This is a genomic window from Streptomyces sp. NPDC001002 (assembly GCF_053599215.1).
Genome location: NZ_JBSFLV010000017.1, coordinates 58226 through 72459, shown reverse-complemented (window position 1 = coordinate 72459; position 14234 = coordinate 58226). Strand labels below are relative to the sequence as shown.

Annotated in this window: 14 protein-coding genes; 9 read left to right on the top strand and 5 right to left on the bottom strand. The window is 66.9% G+C overall.

Features of this window, described 5'->3' with window-relative positions; translation table 11 throughout:
* Positions 1–48: 48 nt before the first annotated feature.
* The 7 genes from ACWDR3_RS11130 to ACWDR3_RS11100 all read left to right on the top strand — a co-directional run bounded on the left by ACWDR3_RS11130 (position 49) and on the right by ACWDR3_RS11100 (position 7537).
* Positions 49–912, top strand: coding sequence for a PhzF family phenazine biosynthesis protein (locus ACWDR3_RS11130; protein ID WP_450352190.1), 864 nt, complete (start codon positions 49–51; stop codon positions 910–912).
* Positions 909–1910 (top strand): ornithine cyclodeaminase family protein, encoded by a 1002-nt coding sequence (locus ACWDR3_RS11125; RefSeq protein ID WP_450352189.1) that lies wholly within the window; start codon positions 909–911, stop codon positions 1908–1910. The genes ACWDR3_RS11130 and ACWDR3_RS11125 overlap by 4 nt, the downstream gene beginning before the upstream one ends.
* A 110-nt stretch (positions 1911–2020) precedes the next feature.
* On the top strand, positions 2021–2995 hold the full coding sequence (locus ACWDR3_RS11120) for a threonine ammonia-lyase (protein WP_450352188.1): 975 nt from the start codon (positions 2021–2023) through the stop codon (positions 2993–2995).
* Positions 2996–3226: 231 nt separating this feature from the next.
* Positions 3227–5398 carry an MMPL family transporter gene (locus tag ACWDR3_RS11115; RefSeq protein WP_450352187.1) on the top strand — a complete coding sequence of 724 codons (2172 nt, stop codon included), beginning with the start codon at positions 3227–3229 and terminating at the stop codon, positions 5396–5398.
* 175 nt (positions 5399–5573) lie between these two features.
* The gene (locus tag ACWDR3_RS11110) at positions 5574–6272 is read left to right on the top strand and encodes a DJ-1/PfpI family protein (protein WP_450352186.1); all 699 of its coding nucleotides are present in this window, start codon (positions 5574–5576) and stop codon (positions 6270–6272) included.
* Positions 6273–6510: 238 nt separating this feature from the next.
* Complete coding sequence (locus ACWDR3_RS11105) at positions 6511–6660, top strand: hypothetical protein (protein WP_450352185.1); 150 nt, start codon at positions 6511–6513, stop codon at positions 6658–6660.
* Between the two features lie 427 nt (positions 6661–7087).
* The gene (locus ACWDR3_RS11100; protein ID WP_450352184.1) at positions 7088–7537 is read left to right on the top strand and encodes a spore-associated protein; all 450 of its coding nucleotides are present in this window, start codon (positions 7088–7090) and stop codon (positions 7535–7537) included.
* 82 nt (positions 7538–7619) lie between these two features.
* Here ACWDR3_RS11100 and ACWDR3_RS11095 read toward each other — a convergent pair whose 3' ends face one another.
* On the bottom strand, positions 7620–8453 hold the full coding sequence (locus ACWDR3_RS11095) for a PIG-L family deacetylase (protein ID WP_450352183.1): 834 nt from the start codon (positions 8451–8453) through the stop codon (positions 7620–7622).
* Between the two features lie 434 nt (positions 8454–8887).
* Positions 8888–10138 (bottom strand): CynX/NimT family MFS transporter, encoded by a 1251-nt coding sequence (locus tag ACWDR3_RS11090; RefSeq protein ID WP_450352182.1) that lies wholly within the window; start codon positions 10136–10138, stop codon positions 8888–8890.
* Between the two features lie 183 nt (positions 10139–10321).
* On the opposite strand from ACWDR3_RS11090, the gene ACWDR3_RS11085 reads away from it, so the two are divergent.
* The gene (locus ACWDR3_RS11085; protein ID WP_450352181.1) at positions 10322–11341 is read left to right on the top strand and encodes an NADP-dependent oxidoreductase; all 1020 of its coding nucleotides are present in this window, start codon (positions 10322–10324) and stop codon (positions 11339–11341) included.
* Positions 11342–11469: 128 nt separating this feature from the next.
* Positions 11470–12042 carry a TetR/AcrR family transcriptional regulator gene (locus tag ACWDR3_RS11080; RefSeq protein WP_450352180.1) on the top strand — a complete coding sequence of 191 codons (573 nt, stop codon included), beginning with the start codon at positions 11470–11472 and terminating at the stop codon, positions 12040–12042.
* Positions 12043–12070: 28 nt separating this feature from the next.
* On the opposite strand, the gene ACWDR3_RS11075 is transcribed toward ACWDR3_RS11080, so the two are convergent.
* The 3 genes from ACWDR3_RS11075 to ACWDR3_RS11065 all read right to left on the bottom strand — a co-directional run bounded on the left by ACWDR3_RS11075 (position 12071) and on the right by ACWDR3_RS11065 (position 13814).
* Positions 12071–12250: a hypothetical protein gene (locus tag ACWDR3_RS11075; RefSeq protein ID WP_450352179.1), complete on the bottom strand. Its 180-nt coding sequence runs from the start codon at positions 12248–12250 to the stop codon at positions 12071–12073.
* A gap of 89 nt (positions 12251–12339) precedes the next feature.
* Positions 12340–12795 carry an ATP-binding protein gene (locus tag ACWDR3_RS11070; protein WP_450352178.1) on the bottom strand — a complete coding sequence of 152 codons (456 nt, stop codon included), beginning with the start codon at positions 12793–12795 and terminating at the stop codon, positions 12340–12342.
* A 308-nt stretch (positions 12796–13103) separates the two neighbouring features.
* The gene (locus tag ACWDR3_RS11065; RefSeq protein WP_450352177.1) at positions 13104–13814 is read right to left on the bottom strand and encodes a DUF4232 domain-containing protein; all 711 of its coding nucleotides are present in this window, start codon (positions 13812–13814) and stop codon (positions 13104–13106) included.
* Positions 13815–14234: the final 420 nt, after the last annotated feature.

Sequence of the window (14234 nt, the reverse complement as noted above, 5' to 3'; positions counted from 1 at the left end):
TCGGATGGACGGGTTCCTTTCGTTTCAGCCCATCGGTAACTTCGGTCCATGCACTACTTCCATGTCGACGTCTTCACCAAATTGCCTTTCAGCGGAAACAGCCTGACTGTTTTTCCCGATGCGGCCGGCGTGAGTGGCTCACAAATGCAGCGGATCACCCAGGAAATGCGTCACTTCGAATCCATTTTCCTTGAGGAGACGAACGGAGTCGGCGATGCCTGGCGCGCCCGGGTCTTCGATCTCAGCGAAGAGCTGGACTTCGCCGGACACCCGGTCATCGGGGCGGCGAGCGTTCTGCATGCCATGGCGGGCGGCGATACCACCCGCACATGGTCGCTCGACTTGAAGGCCCGGACGGTAGAAGTGATCACAGAACGCCGTGGCCGCGGGCGGTACGCGAGCGTTCTCGACCAGGGCCCGCCACAGTTCCTCGGGCAGCCGGTGCTCACGGACCTGGCCTCCTGGTTCTCGCTGGACCAACGAGATCTCCACGACGGACTGCGTCCCGAGATCGTCTCGACCGGGCTGGACTATCTGATCGTTCCTGTACGGACGGGCGCCCTGCAGCGGGCGAGGATCACGAGCGACATCGGGCAGCCGCTGGCCCGGTCGGGAGCGCAGTTCGCCTACCTGCTGGACGCCGATGCGTTGGAGGGACGGCACTGGAACAACGACGGTGTCGTCGAGGATGTGGCCACCGGCAGCGCCGCCGGGTGCGTGGCCGCCTACCTTCGGCGACACGGACGGCTCGGGGACGGCGACCGGCAGGTGCTGCGTCAGGGCAGGTTCTGTGGCCGCCCGAGCGAGATGACGATCAGCGCCCACGGCGACTCGGCGGACATCACCTCGGTGCGAGTGGGCGGCGAGGTCGCGGTCGTCGCCCAAGGTCGCCTCGAAGAGCTGCCGCAGTGACGGGCGCTCCCGCCTACTTCTCCCCGGAGGAGATACGCGGCACAGTCGGCTACCGGGACGTCCTGGAGCCGGTCGCGGCCGCCCTGCGTGACCACAGCCGGGGGCTCGGTGACTCACCGGCCGCGGTGTTCGCACCCGCGGGCCCCGACGGTGACGTCCATGTGAAGTCGGCGTGGCTCCCGGGGCGGAAGGTCTTCACCGTCAAGGTCGCCTCGTGGTTCCTGGAGCGCGCCCGCCGCGGCGGGACACCCAGCAGCGGCGTCGTCGCCGTGTTCGACGCCACGACCGGCGACCTGCGGGCGCTCCTGGACGACGAGCACCACCTCTCGGACGTACGGACGGCCGCAGCGGGAGCCCTCGCCGCACGGACGATGGCCCGTCACGACTCCCGAGTGCTGGGGGTCGTCGGCACCGGCACGCAGGCCTATCTCCAGACGCTCGCCGTGGCCGACGAACTCCCGCTGCGCGACGTCCGGGTGTGGGGTCGGCGCGCGTCCCAAGTCCGGTCTCTCGCAGCGGCGTTGCGCGCAAGGCGACCGGACCTGCGCGTCACCGGCGTGAACAGTGCCCAGGCCGCGTGCGAGGGTGCCGACATTCTGGTCACGGCGACCTCCAGCACCCAACCCCTGGTGCACGAAGCATGGTTGACACCTGGACTGCACATCAACGCGGTGGGTGCCGACGATCCGACGAAGGCGGAACTGACCGCGGGAAGCCTGATGCGGGCAGACCGGATCGTGGTCGACAGCCGTGAACTCACGGCCCTCTACGGCGACTTGTCGCGGCTCCCGGAAGAGGGCCGCCGGTTCCACGCGGAACTCGGCGAAGTCCTCGCCGGAACGGCACCCGGCCGGGAGAGCGACGAAGAGATCACCATCTGCAAGCTCGTCGGTCTCGGCGTCCAGGATCTGGCGGCCGCAGAGGTCGCTCTCGACATGCTCGGCGCACCACGCCGGCCCGCAGCGCTTCCGGCGCACGCCCGCGAGGTACATCGGTAGGCGACGCCAGCGCACGTCACAGGTCGAGTATCGGTTGCTCATGTCGGATGTGCTGCGGATGCCGATGGTGGAGGCCCGACATCGCAAACCGACCTCACAAAGGAGCTGTGATGACACTTCTGGGCCTCGATGACATCCGTGCCGCGGGCCGGCGCCTCAACGGCGTGACTCTGCGCACGCCTCTCCTGCCGTGCCCGTGGGCCGATGACGCCTCACGAACGCTTCTGCTGAAGCCCGAGAATCTTCAGGCCACCGGATCCTTCAAACTGCGCGGTGCCTACAACCGACTGTCTCTGCTCTCCGGCGAGGAACTCGAGCGCGGAGTGGTGGCGCAGTCGAGCGGCAACCACGGCAAGGCCCTGGCCCAGGCCGGCCGGGCCCTGGGGGTGGAGGTCACGGTAGTCGTGCCGGACACTGCCGCGCAGGTGAAGGTGGACGCCATTCGGCATCTCGGCGCGAACGTGCGCAAGGTTCCGGCCGCAGACCTCGCCGCAGCCGCACAGGCACTCGCCGAGGAGTACGGCTATGTGGTGGTGCCGCCCTTCGACGATCTCGACATCATCGCCGGCCAGGGCACGGTGGGGTTGGAGATCTTCGAGCAGACGGAGCAGATGGGCGTGATGCCGGACACGGTCGTCGTTCCCGTGAGCGGCGGAGGCCTGATCTCCGGGGTCGCGGTCGCCCTCAAGCAACTGCTGCCCGACGTACGGGTTGTCGGCGTGGAGCCCGAGACGGCCGCCGACGCCCGGGAGAGCTTTCACAGCGGGCGCCGCGTCAGCTGGCCCACGAACGTCACCGGCCGCACCGTCGCGGACGGCATGCGCAGCAGTTCCGTAGGCAGAATTCCCTTCGCACACATCCAGAAGTACGTCGACGACATCATCACGGTGTCAGAAGACGAGATCCGTGACACGGTCGCCGTCTTGGCACGCGAGAGCCACATCGTGGCCGAACCCTCGGGCGCCGTCGCCACGGCGGCGTATCTCCACCACGGCAACGAGCTGCCTTCCGGCAAGCTGCACGTCTGTGTTGTCAGCGGCGGCAACATCGACAGCGGACTCCTGTCGCGTCTCGTCGCCGGATGAGGCCACGAGCTGACCGCGGCCCCGGTGAGGTGGAGCCGGGGAAGGCTCCCGGCCCCGCTCTCGCGGGAGGTTGAGCACCGTTTACTCAGGTGCTCGCATCACTCGTAGCCCACCGTAGGCATCAAGAGGACGTGTCCATGGATGGTCTCCGCGTTCCGCTCTCACCACGTCTGGGGACGCCACCACCGCGGCGCGTCTTTGACTGTCCCCCCAATCCGACTGGGAGCCTCCGTGGCTACGTTCCTCTATCTGCTGTCCAGGGCTGCCTTTCGGCGCCGCCGTCTCGTCGCCGTGATCTGGGTCGTGCTGCTCGGCTGTGCCGCGGTGGGCGCGAGTGTGGCCTCCAGTACCGTCGCGTCGTCGTTCTCACTTCCAGGAACAGAGGCCCAAAAGGCCGTCGGGCTTGTCGAAACGCGCTTCCCCGGGATTAGCCCCGATGGCGCTGTAGCTCACATCGTTTTGAAAGCCCCCGCATCGGAGAAGGTGTCCGACCCGGTCCACAAGGCGGCCGTCAGGGCTCTCGTGGAAGAGCTGAGGTCGAGGCCGGATCAAGTGGTGTCCATCACTGATCCGTACGAGGAAAAGGCCGTATCCCCCAACGGGTCGACCGCCTTCGTCTCCGTCACCTACAAAAACCCTCCGGGGTCTTTGACGGACGCAACTCTCAAGTCACTTGATGACGTCGCCACCGACGCTCGCGAGAGTGGTCTGACCGCCGAGGTGGGTGGGACGGCACTCCAGACTTCACCAGAGCCCGGCATCGGCGAAGTGATCGGCGTAGTCATCGCCGCGGTGGTCCTCGTGGTCACCCTTGGATCACTGGTGGCCGCCGGACTGCCCCTGCTGACCGCACTCTTCGGAGTCGGCATCGGCATCTCCACCATCACTGCGCTGGCGAGCACCTTCGAACTCGGTTCCACCACTTCGACCTTGGCGATGATGATCGGACTCGCGGTCGGCATCGACTACGCGCTCTTCATCGTCTCGCGCTACCGGGCCGAACTCGCGGAGGGGCACGATCGCGAGGAGGCAGTGGGCCGGGCCGTCGGCACGGCCGGCTCCGCCGTCGTCTTCGCAGGCCTGACCGTGGTGATCGCCCTGGTAGGACTGGCCGTTGTCAACGTTCCGCTGCTGACGAAGATGGGCTTCGCTGCCGCCGGCACTGTGGTCCTTGCCGTTCTCATTGCCCTGACGGCGATTCCTGCCCTTCTCGGCTTCGCCGGCCGGCGCGTCTCGCCCCGCACGGCAAGCCGGGCCTCGGCAACGCCCAACGGCGGCGTTCGGTGGGCGCGCTTCGTGCTGCGTCGACCGGCCGCCGTGTTGATCGTGGGTCTGCTCGGCCTTGGCGTCTTCGCCATCCCTGCCGCGTCACTGCAGGTGGGCCTGCCCGACGACGGCTCTCAGCCGGTCAGCACCACGCAGCGCAGAGCGTACGACCTGCTGTCCGAAAGCTTCGGTCCGGGGTACAACGGACCTCTGTCGGTGGTCGTCGACGGCGACCGCGATGCCGCCTCCGCCACTCGCACAACGCTCCAGGACATGGAGGGTGTTGCCTCGGTCTCCGCGGCGACGATCAACAAGGCCGGCAACACCGCGATGATCACGGTCATCCCCAAGGATCGGCCCTCCTCGGTCGCCACCGAGCAACTGGTGCACTCGATCCGAGACACCACCGACGATCATGTCCTGGTCACCGGCACGACAGCGATGAACATCGACTTCTCGCAGCGCATGAACGATGCACTGCTGCCGTACCTGACGCTGGTGGTAGGCCTCGCGTTTCTGCTCCTGATGCTGGTCTTCCGGTCGGTGCTCGTCCCGCTCAAGGCCGCGCTCGGCTTCCTGCTCTCCGTAACGGCAGCACTCGGCGCAGTCGTCGCGGTCTTCCAATGGGGATGGCTGGGCTCCCTGTTCGGCGTCGAACAGGCAGGCCCGATCATGTCCATGATGCCGATCTTCATGATCGGCGTGGTCTTCGGGCTCGCCATGGACTACGAGGTCTTCCTGGTGTCACGCATGCGTGAGTCGTATGTCGGAGAAAAACGGCCGGGGACAGCCGTCGTCACCGGCTTCCAGCATGGAGCTCGGGTGGTCACCGCAGCCGCGGTGATCATGATCGCGGTCTTCTCCGGGTTCATCGGTTCAAGTGAGCCGATGATCAAGATGATTGGCTTCGGACTGGCCATCGCAGTGTTCATCGATGCGTTCGTCGTCCGGATGACGATTGTCCCGGCGGTCCTCGCACTGCTCGGGCACAAGGCCTGGTGGCTGCCCCGCCGGCTGGACCGGCTTCTGCCCGACGTTGACGTGGAGGGCGAGAAACTTCGCGCGAGGCTGGATTCCACCGCACAGGGAATTGCACCCGAGGAACCGGACGAGAAGCGTCAACTGTCCCGAGTCTGACGCCTGTTCCCGCGCTGCAACCGACCGCCGATCCGGTTGCTCCGGCCCCGACATCGCGCGCCCTCAGCAATGTGAGTACCAGGTACTCATTCGGGAGTGTCGAGCCCCTCTATACGTTTCAGGCATCCGAAGAACCACACACAAGCGGGAAATCCGCTGAACAAGGAGTATCACCATGAACGACATCAGGAGGATCCTCTTCCTCGCTTTCCCGAACGTCGGCGAGCAGGACCTCTTCGCACCCTGGGAACTGTTCAAGGCGCTTGCCTACGACCTCAGCCAGCAGGGAGAAGCCCTGGAGGTCACCCTCGGCAGCTTCGCGGGCGGAACAGTGACCACCCACATGGGCGCGCAGATACAGACCGAGAAGGTCAGCCCCGACGACCGGTACGACCTCATCTACGTTCCCGGAGGTATCGGGGGCGGCGCAGCCTCCCGCGACCCGCAGATCCTTGACTTCATACGCGCGCACCACAGCGCGAATCGCTGGGTGGCCGCGAACTGCGCAGGAGTCGGCGTCGTCTTCCGATCGGGCATCCTCGACGGCACCCAGTTCCAGGCCGCCGCCGTTCTCGGCCGTCGGCTGAGGGAACTCGGAGCGGACGTGGCGGAGCCGCGTCGCGCATGGTCGGTCCTGCCGGAGGCGAAGGTCTTCACCGCCGGCGGCGCCGCCACAGTGCACCCGAGCACCATCGCGCTCGTCTCCCACCTCTTCGGTGAGGACCGCGCCCGAGCGCTGGCCGGCACCTGGGACACCCTGCCGCTGCATGGCGAGTCGCTCTTCGCCCTGGAGGGCCCGGTGTCGAATGACGACGAGCGCTTCGTGAAGGGCCTGCGAGACGGCATGGAGAAGGTCTTCCTCCCCGAGGACTGATCATCCATGAAGGAGAAGCGGTGCGAGGCTTTGGGCTCCAGCCTCCACCGCACCTCCGGCGGAGGCGCCTGCAATCAGCAGGGAATCTCACGCACATCGCCCTCAGAGCGTCCTAGTCGGCCCGGCGGGCGCACCATGCAGCCCAGGGACGCCGATGCGTCGATGTCGTAGCTCACTTCTATGCTCCTGCGATGACGTCATACGAAGGTGCGCCTCCTGGCCGGACAAGCTGCCGCACATGGCCCAGTGGGTCGAGTCCCGACGTGGCTGGATGCTCATCGACTTCCCGGCCTCCGACCTACCGGAACCGACCCGGCGCCTCCACGAGCACGTCGCCGGCCGTTCCGTGCCGCCCACCCCCGCCGACTGGAGCACGGTCGGCCGCTAGGGAACGGCGCCGCGTGCCTCCGATCGGACGCAGGGCGGCGCCGACCGTCCCGCTTCAGGTCGCCTCAGCAGTCTCGCCTGTCTTGCTCACCCCGCCCGCCCCTGCTGGGGCCACCCGAATGTCAAGGGTCCAGGTCCATCAGGGGTTGCGCCGAGAATGCGTCAACGTACGGACTCGGCGGGGGCGGGGCCGCATCTGCCCCGCTGCCTGGTGTTTTGCCTCTGTGCGTCTGCGCCGCTTCCACAGGACTGCGGGCGTGGCATTGGCTCCGCACCCCTTCCCAGTGAGGTCACAGCCGTCCGGCCGCACTCCGGCTCCGCTCGACCAACTCGGCCTGATCGAGCCGGTATTGAGTCACAACCTCACACAGACGGCACGTGTCTGACCTGTCAGGAGCAAAGCACAGCTAACCGCCCAAGGGGGAAATATGAGATTCAAGCGTTCCGTACTCAGCGGTACCGCCGCGGCGGCCCTGGCGGTCGGTGCCACGACCGCACTGGCCGGGCCGGCATCCGCAGCCCCGAACACCACCCCGCAGAAGGTCTGCGGGAGCAGCTACAAGACCGTCAACTCAACGCCGGTCGGCACGCAGGGCACGGTCTACCTGACCTACAACGCCTCCAACGGCAAGAACTGCGTCGCGACCATCCGCACCAACCCCGGTGTCGCCCGGGAGATGGGTGCGTACGTCTACATTCCCGACACCGACGCGTACGCCGAGGACGAGGGCCTGTACACGTCGTACGCGGGACCGGGATATGTGTACGGCAAGGGCCACTGCGTCGACTGGGGTGGGCACATCGACAACGTGTACACCTACGTGACGGGCTCCAACTGTGCCTCGCTGAAGGAGCACCGAGTCACCACGGTCCGCTGACCCGGGCGTGAGCGCGGTCCCGATGGGTTCCCGTCGGAAGGGAGCCCGCCGGGACCGCCCACGGCATGGAAATCAGGCGGGATCAGCGCAGTCCGGCGAAGAGGTCGTTCTCGGGCAGAGCCGTGCCGGTGGGGTCCTGGACACGTACGAAGGTCTCCGTGCCCATCAGTTCGCCGAACCTCTCTTTGCCCAGCTTGAGGAAGAAAATGTTGTCTCCCTGGCTGGCGTGCGCGGCCAGCGCGTCGAACTTCTGCCCGCTGAAGGCGAGGGTGTCCACCCATGTGGTGATCTCGTCGTCGGGAAGGCCGATCTCCGCCATCTCGGCGGCCTCGGCGGGATCAGGCTCCGGCATGTCCTCGCCGAACTCGCGCATGATCTCGCCGAACCGCCGCATCATCGAGCGAGGCATCGTGGTCCAGTACACCTTCGGTGTCAGCTCGGTCATCTCCAGCGCCGCCATCGTGATGCGGTGGGCCTGGATGTGGTCGGGGTGGCCGTAGAAGCCGTTCTCGTCGTACGTGACGACCACATCGGGTCGGTAGTGCCGCATGAGGTCCGCAAGCCGTGCGGCGCTCTCCTGAACGGGGGTCTGCCAGAAGGCTCCAGGCGCGTCGTTGCTGGGCCAGCCCATCATTCCGGAGTCGGCGTAGTCCAGCATCTCCAGATCGCTGATCTTCAGGACATCACGGCTCTCTTCGAGTTCTTGACGGCGCATCCGGGCGACGGCCGCCGGATCATGGCCGGGATCGCCCGGCTTCACACCCCCCGGCCCGTCGCCGCAGCCGCCGTCGGTACAGGTCACGAGAACCGTACGGATGCCTTCCGCCGCGTACCGAGCGAGAACCCCTCCGGTTCCGGTGGCCTCGTCGTCCGGGTGGGCATGTACCGCCATCAGCGTCAAGGGCCGGTCAGTCATGAAGAAGTCCTCCTGCAGAAGTACGTACGTCGTGATGCGAGAGCGCGGCAGGCGTACCGCGACCCGGGGCCCGAGTCCCGCTGGGGTGGACGACCGCATGGTCTCCGTGTTCGCCGCCCGTGCGCAGCCGGTCTCACGCTCGGTGCAACCGTCCCGACAGCACCGGCTGTTCCCGGCGCGGCCGTTTGGCCTTCAAGACATCGGCGTTCCGAGCGAACGAGGTACAGGCCCAGTGCCACGTCGGATCAAACGTCCGCCTGACACAGGCAGGCGGATGACATCCGCTGTGCCGTCCGGCCAGGCCACCTCGACCAGCACGGCATCACCCTCCGGGAGGATCTCGATCCGCGACGGATCTGCTGGTTCCGTGCCGCCGAGGTGGATCGCCGACGCATACGCAGTGCCGTGGTCGGCCTCCGCTGTCGCCACCTCGGTCAGCCGATCTGGCGGTCTCGCCCGGCGAGCCAGCCGGCGACGAGCTGAGGCAGCATCAAAAGGGCCATCAGGGCGAGTGGTGTCCGCCAGCTCCCGGTGTGCTGGTAGAGCGCTCCGACCAGAATGGGACCGGGGATCGACAGTAGGTATCCGGCGCTCTGGGCGAAGGCCGACAGGCGAATCACCGTGGCACTGTCGCGTCCGCGCATCCCGATCATCGTCAGGGCCAGCGGGAAGGAGCAGTTGGCCACTCCGAGGAGTACGGCCCACAGCACCGGCGCGGCGGCCGGTGCTGCCCACAGCCCGGCGTAGCCGGCGATCCCGAACAGACCGATCGTGACTGCCGCGCCGCTCTGCCGGTGCAGCCGTCCGGCGACAGCAGCCAGCACGAACGACAGAGGTACGCCGAGCACGGAGGTCACGGCGAACAACACACCCGCGCCTTCCGCGGACAGCCCGGCGTCCCGAAAGATCTGCGGCAGCCAGCCGATAACGACGTATGCGGCGGTGGCCTGGAGTCCGAAGTAGACGGCGAGTGCCCAGGCGGTCGGGCTTCGGGTCATACGGACGCCGGGACTGGGCGGCGAGTCACGCGGGGCGGTGGCCGTGTCCGCGATGCGCTCGGCGGGCCGCCGAGCGAGGGGCAGCCACGGGGGTACGGCGAGGAGGCCGAGGGCGGCCCACGACCCCAGGCCGATCCGCCAGTCACCGCCGAAGGCCTCGGCAAGCGGGACGGTGACGGCGGCGGCGCTAGAGGCGCCCAGGTTCAGGGCCATGGAGTACAGGCCGGTCATCATGCCGACCCGGTCCGGGAAGCGTTGCTTGACGACGACGGGCAGGAGGACGTTGGCCACTGCGATCCCCGCAAGGGCGAGCGCACTCAGCGCGACGAACGGGCCGGTTCCCGCGACGAGGGGACGCACCGCGAGCCCGGCTGTCATCGCTGCCATGCCGAGGGCGATGACGCCCTCGGGCCCGAGACGACGGGCGAGGCGGGGCGCGGCGGATCCCACCAGCGCGAAGCACACCGCGGGCACGGAGGTGAGCACACCTGCTGCCGTGGCACTCATCCCGAGGCTTTCGCGCACCTCTTCGAGTACGGGGCCAAGGCTGGTGACCGCAGGCCGGAGGTTGACCGCGGCGAGCAGAAGGGCAACGACCGCAACGCGACGCACCCAACGCGTGGACCGTGCTGGTGCGGCGTCGGCTTCCGCACGCCGGTGGGCCTCGACGGGTTCCTCGTTCGGCATGACTCGATCCCTGTGGTCCGGCGCCCGTGACAGGAGCCACGGCCCGCGTTCGCCCGTAGGACTCCCCTGCGCAGACCCACCGAAAGGCGATTCGGGGTCCATCCTGTGTTCGAGGACCTGAAGGCACCTGAGTAAACGGTGCTCATCCCTGACCAAGGCTGCGTCTTCTTTCGTAGGCCTTGCGTGAAATGGAAGACCTACTGGGTGGCGGATGTTGAGCATGGACTACTCACGTCTCCTCACCATCCGTCGGATTTCGATGGATACATGCGACGAGTAATGCAGAGCAGGTTGGGTGGCCCGCACGTTCTCGAGGTTGTCGAGGTCGATGTGCCAGAACCGGGACCAGCAGAGGTCCTGGTCGAGGTGAAGGCCGCCGGCGTGAATCCCGTCGACTGGAAGATACGCGCCGGTGGGGGGCTGGGTGACCCGCCCTTCTCGGTGGGCTGGGACATCTCAGGGGTGGTGGCGGCCGTGGGAGCGGGTGTGACGCGCTTCGTGCCAGGAGACGAGGTCTTTGGAATGCCACGGTTTCCCGCCGAGGCAGGAGCCTACGCAGAGTTCGTGACCGCTCCGTCGAGACACCTTGCTCTCAAGCCGCCCGGCATGAGCCACGTCCAGGCGGCGGGCCTGCCCCTCGCGGGTCTTACCGCTTGGCAGGCGCTGGTGACGGTGGCCGGGGTCGCTGCCGGACAGCGAATACTCATTCCGGCCGCTGCGGGAGGCGTGGGCCACCTCGCCGTTCAGATCGCCAGGGCTCGCGGCGCCCACGTCATCGCAACAGCCAGCGGAGCAAAACACGAATTCATCAGGGGCTTGGGTGCCGATGAGGTCATCGACTACAGGAGCTCAGACGTGAGCTCGCAGGTGAGCGACATCGATGTTCTGCTGGCCACCGTCGCTGGGCAAATCCAGGGACTGGTCAAAGTACTGGCGCCTGACGGCCGGATCGTCGCGCTCAACGGAGCCGACGCGAGAATGGTCCGGTGGGCCAAGGACAACGGTCTCCGCGCCGATTTCATGCTCGTCGAGCCTGATCGCGCCGACCTCGAATCCCTGGCTTCTCTCGCCGAGGAGGGTCGACTCATGGTCCACGTCGACAGAATATTTCCTCTTGCCCGGGTGATCGACGCCCACCGTCTCGGCGAGGAAGGACGAACCACAGGGAAGATCATTCTGATTCCGGCTTCCGCCGGAGCCTGAGGAGGTCTTCCGTGGCTGCGTGGCTGCAAATGAACCCGAGAATCCAGGCACCCCCGAGCAACGCACAGAAGCCCCGACCATCTGGCTGGCATACGTGTCCTGGGCGTTGCCGAACTCGCACACGTTCGGTGAAGGCCGACCAGATTCCCACTTCGCGACGATCTGATCGAACGCGTGCCGCCATCTTGAACGCCGCCCGCCGACGCTTCGCCGACCGAGGCTTCGAGCGCACAACGATCCGTGCCATAGCCGCCGACGCAGACATCGATCCGTCCTTGGTGATGCGCTACTACGGCAGCAAGGCACAGCTATTCGACGCCGCCCTCGACATCGCTCTCAGTCTTCCCGATCTTTCGAGCATTCCCGCCGACCGCTTGGCCGAGGAATTGGTGCAGTGCTTCCTCCATCACTGGGACAGCGTGGGCTCCGACGACGCACTGCTCTTGCTGCTGCGATCTGCCGTTACCAATGATCGGGCCGCCCAGCGCATGCAGGAGATCTTCGCAGCTGAGATAGCCCCCGCCCTCGGTCGGAGCAACGCGGCCAGAGCCGGCCTGGTATCGGCCCAACTTCTCGGCCTTGCACTCACCCGCCACCTGCTGCGTATCCCCGTAGTGGTCGACATGAACCAAGAGGAGATCGTGGCCGCCTACGCTCCCGCCATCCGGGCCACTCTGGGAAATCTCCGAAGTACGTCGTGACGCAGATGCCGGTCCACCAAGGCCGTCATCAGTCGTCAGTCGGCTGTGGAGGGAGGGCGTACTCCAGCAGGATCAGCGCGCCGCTGGATGCCGCGCCCGGGCTGGTCCAGGCGGGTCTGGCCTGTCGGCAGAAGCGGGGCTCCAGGCTGCTGGTCCGGCAGGTCGGAGCCCTGCGCTCATCCGTGATCGACAGGGAATTGCCGTGCATGCGGGTACTGATGCGACGGGGCGTCAGCCCGGTGATGGAACTGGGTGAACATCCCTGACTCAGTGTCAGGATCGCCGCCAGGTGTGTGGTCACGCAGCGTCGAAACTCGCCCAGTGGTCGATGAGACCTTCGCTCTCGCGTCCGGCTCCGGCCCGGCTTGTGAGGGCAGCGATGATCATGTCTCCACGGCCGTGTTCCTCAACGGGCCTGGCAGCCGCCCAGTTGTCCGGGGCGGTCTCGGGTCCGCCGTCGCTGACATGGACTTCGACGGGCCCGGACCCTTCAGTGGAGGCACGCAGGTACAGCACGACGGGAGGCAGAGCGTGGGAGACAGCGTTGGTGACGAGTTCGGAGATGACCAGGAGGGTGTCGTAGACCTGGTCTTCGTCCAGTCCCCACGCGACCAGAACAGGGCGCGCATCATGTCGGGCCGAGGCGGGAGCGTGAGGTCCGTGCTCCAGAAGCAAACTGAACACGTGCTCGCCGGAGAAGGCGGCATGCGGCTCGGGACGTTGCAGCCGGCGCGGGGTCGTGGTCGTGGTCATCGAGATCACTGCCTGAGGAGCTGGAATGGATTTCCTGGCTCTTCCAGAACACCTCCAGATGACCCCGAATCCATGAGCAATCCATACCCAACCGCGGAAGACCGGCGATGCGGCGTCTCGACGTGGGCCGTCGCTGACATCCACCCGTCGTCGCCGGCGGACATCAAGAGGATTCGGCACATCGACTATGGGCAGGCTGGATGGTATAGCGGCGTCTTCATCGAGACGAACAGACCGTCTTCGTCCTGCGGCCGACCGAGTTCGTGCCGCACCACATCCCCGTGTATCCATGCCCATGGTCGGCATGCTCAGAAGTCGTAGGGCTTCTCGGTGTTCCAGTTCAGCACGTCGGCCTCGTTCCAGCTGAACTGCGGTTTCTGTCCCTTGGTGTCGACGGAGTAGAAGGGTCCGGTGTGACCGTCCGCGCCGCGCAGCGCGATGGCGAACGAGTGCGCCGTGTGGTTCTTCGAGCCGTAGACGAAAAGGTTGACCGCGCTGTACACCTTGCCCCCGGGCCGGAGCGTGATGCGCTTGTCGCCGCCCGGGTTGTCCTTCTTCGAGTGCGGAAGCGCGGCGGTGTCGATGTCCTCGCCGAGCTTCACGACCGGGTAGGAGGTGACCCAGCACGGCTTGCTGCCCTCGTTCGACGCGGTCACCAGCAGGTGATCGCCCTGCTCACCGGCGAACCGGTGCACGGCGGTGACCAGCAACTCGTCTTCGCGGCACTGCTTGGCACCGGAGGTTGTGGCCTTGCCCGTGGCCGCTTCCGACCCGCCCGAGGCTGACGCCGGGCGCGCTCCCACTGTGGTGACACCGACGTTTCCGGCCCGCTTCGCACTGCCCGTGTCGGCCCCGTTGGGCACAGACCGCTCCTGCGCGGCGTCAGCGACGCGGTTTCCGCCTGCCGCCTTCGAGCCGTCGTGGGCGCCACCGCAAGCGGTCAGACCCAGCCCCAGCGCGGCGGTGACGGCGACCAGGCCGGCGGTGCGGGCGGTACGGCGGGCGCGGTGCGTGATCATGATGAAAGGACCCCCTTGGTCTGTCGCGGATGCGGCACCGTCCCTGCTTCCACGGGGAGACCGACCGCATCTGCTGTTTCGCTGCACCCCATGAGATGAGGCCCGAACGGGCGCCGTTCAGTCGGTTTTGTCCGTATCTGGTAACAAGGTAGCTGGCTGTAAGCACTCCCCTGTTCCCGCCGTGCCGATCAGCTGTGCGGCGCATCCGGCTGCTGCGATACCGCGCCACGAATCATCACCATCTACTGGCTTCGTGGGAGAACCCGAGATCGCACTGAGCCGCGAACAGGGCGAGGTTCGCGACCACCGAGTCCAGTAAGACCGATCAGACGGACAGTTCGGGCGAGGGCGACGGCGAGCCCGTCGCCGATGCCGGATCCCGGCCCGCCGAGCCTGGTGGCGGCGTCGGTATCGGTGGCG

Coding starts and splice junctions, on each gene's coding strand:
- ACWDR3_RS11130 (WP_450352190.1), top strand. CDS start 49: ATGCACTACTTCCATGTCGACGTCTTCACCAAATTGCCTTTCAGCGGA.
- ACWDR3_RS11065 (WP_450352177.1), bottom strand. CDS start 13,814: ATGATCACGCACCGCGCCCGCCGTACCGCCCGCACCGCCGGCCTGGTC.
- ACWDR3_RS11095 (WP_450352183.1), bottom strand. CDS start 8,453: ATGACTGACCGGCCCTTGACGCTGATGGCGGTACATGCCCACCCGGAC.
- ACWDR3_RS11110 (WP_450352186.1), top strand. CDS start 5,574: ATGAACGACATCAGGAGGATCCTCTTCCTCGCTTTCCCGAACGTCGGC.
- ACWDR3_RS11120 (WP_450352188.1), top strand. CDS start 2,021: ATGACACTTCTGGGCCTCGATGACATCCGTGCCGCGGGCCGGCGCCTC.
- ACWDR3_RS11075 (WP_450352179.1), bottom strand. CDS start 12,250: ATGCACGGCAATTCCCTGTCGATCACGGATGAGCGCAGGGCTCCGACC.
- ACWDR3_RS11105 (WP_450352185.1), top strand. CDS start 6,511: ATGGCCCAGTGGGTCGAGTCCCGACGTGGCTGGATGCTCATCGACTTC.
- ACWDR3_RS11100 (WP_450352184.1), top strand. CDS start 7,088: ATGAGATTCAAGCGTTCCGTACTCAGCGGTACCGCCGCGGCGGCCCTG.
- ACWDR3_RS11070 (WP_450352178.1), bottom strand. CDS start 12,795: ATGACCACGACCACGACCCCGCGCCGGCTGCAACGTCCCGAGCCGCAT.
- ACWDR3_RS11090 (WP_450352182.1), bottom strand. CDS start 10,138: ATGCCGAACGAGGAACCCGTCGAGGCCCACCGGCGTGCGGAAGCCGAC.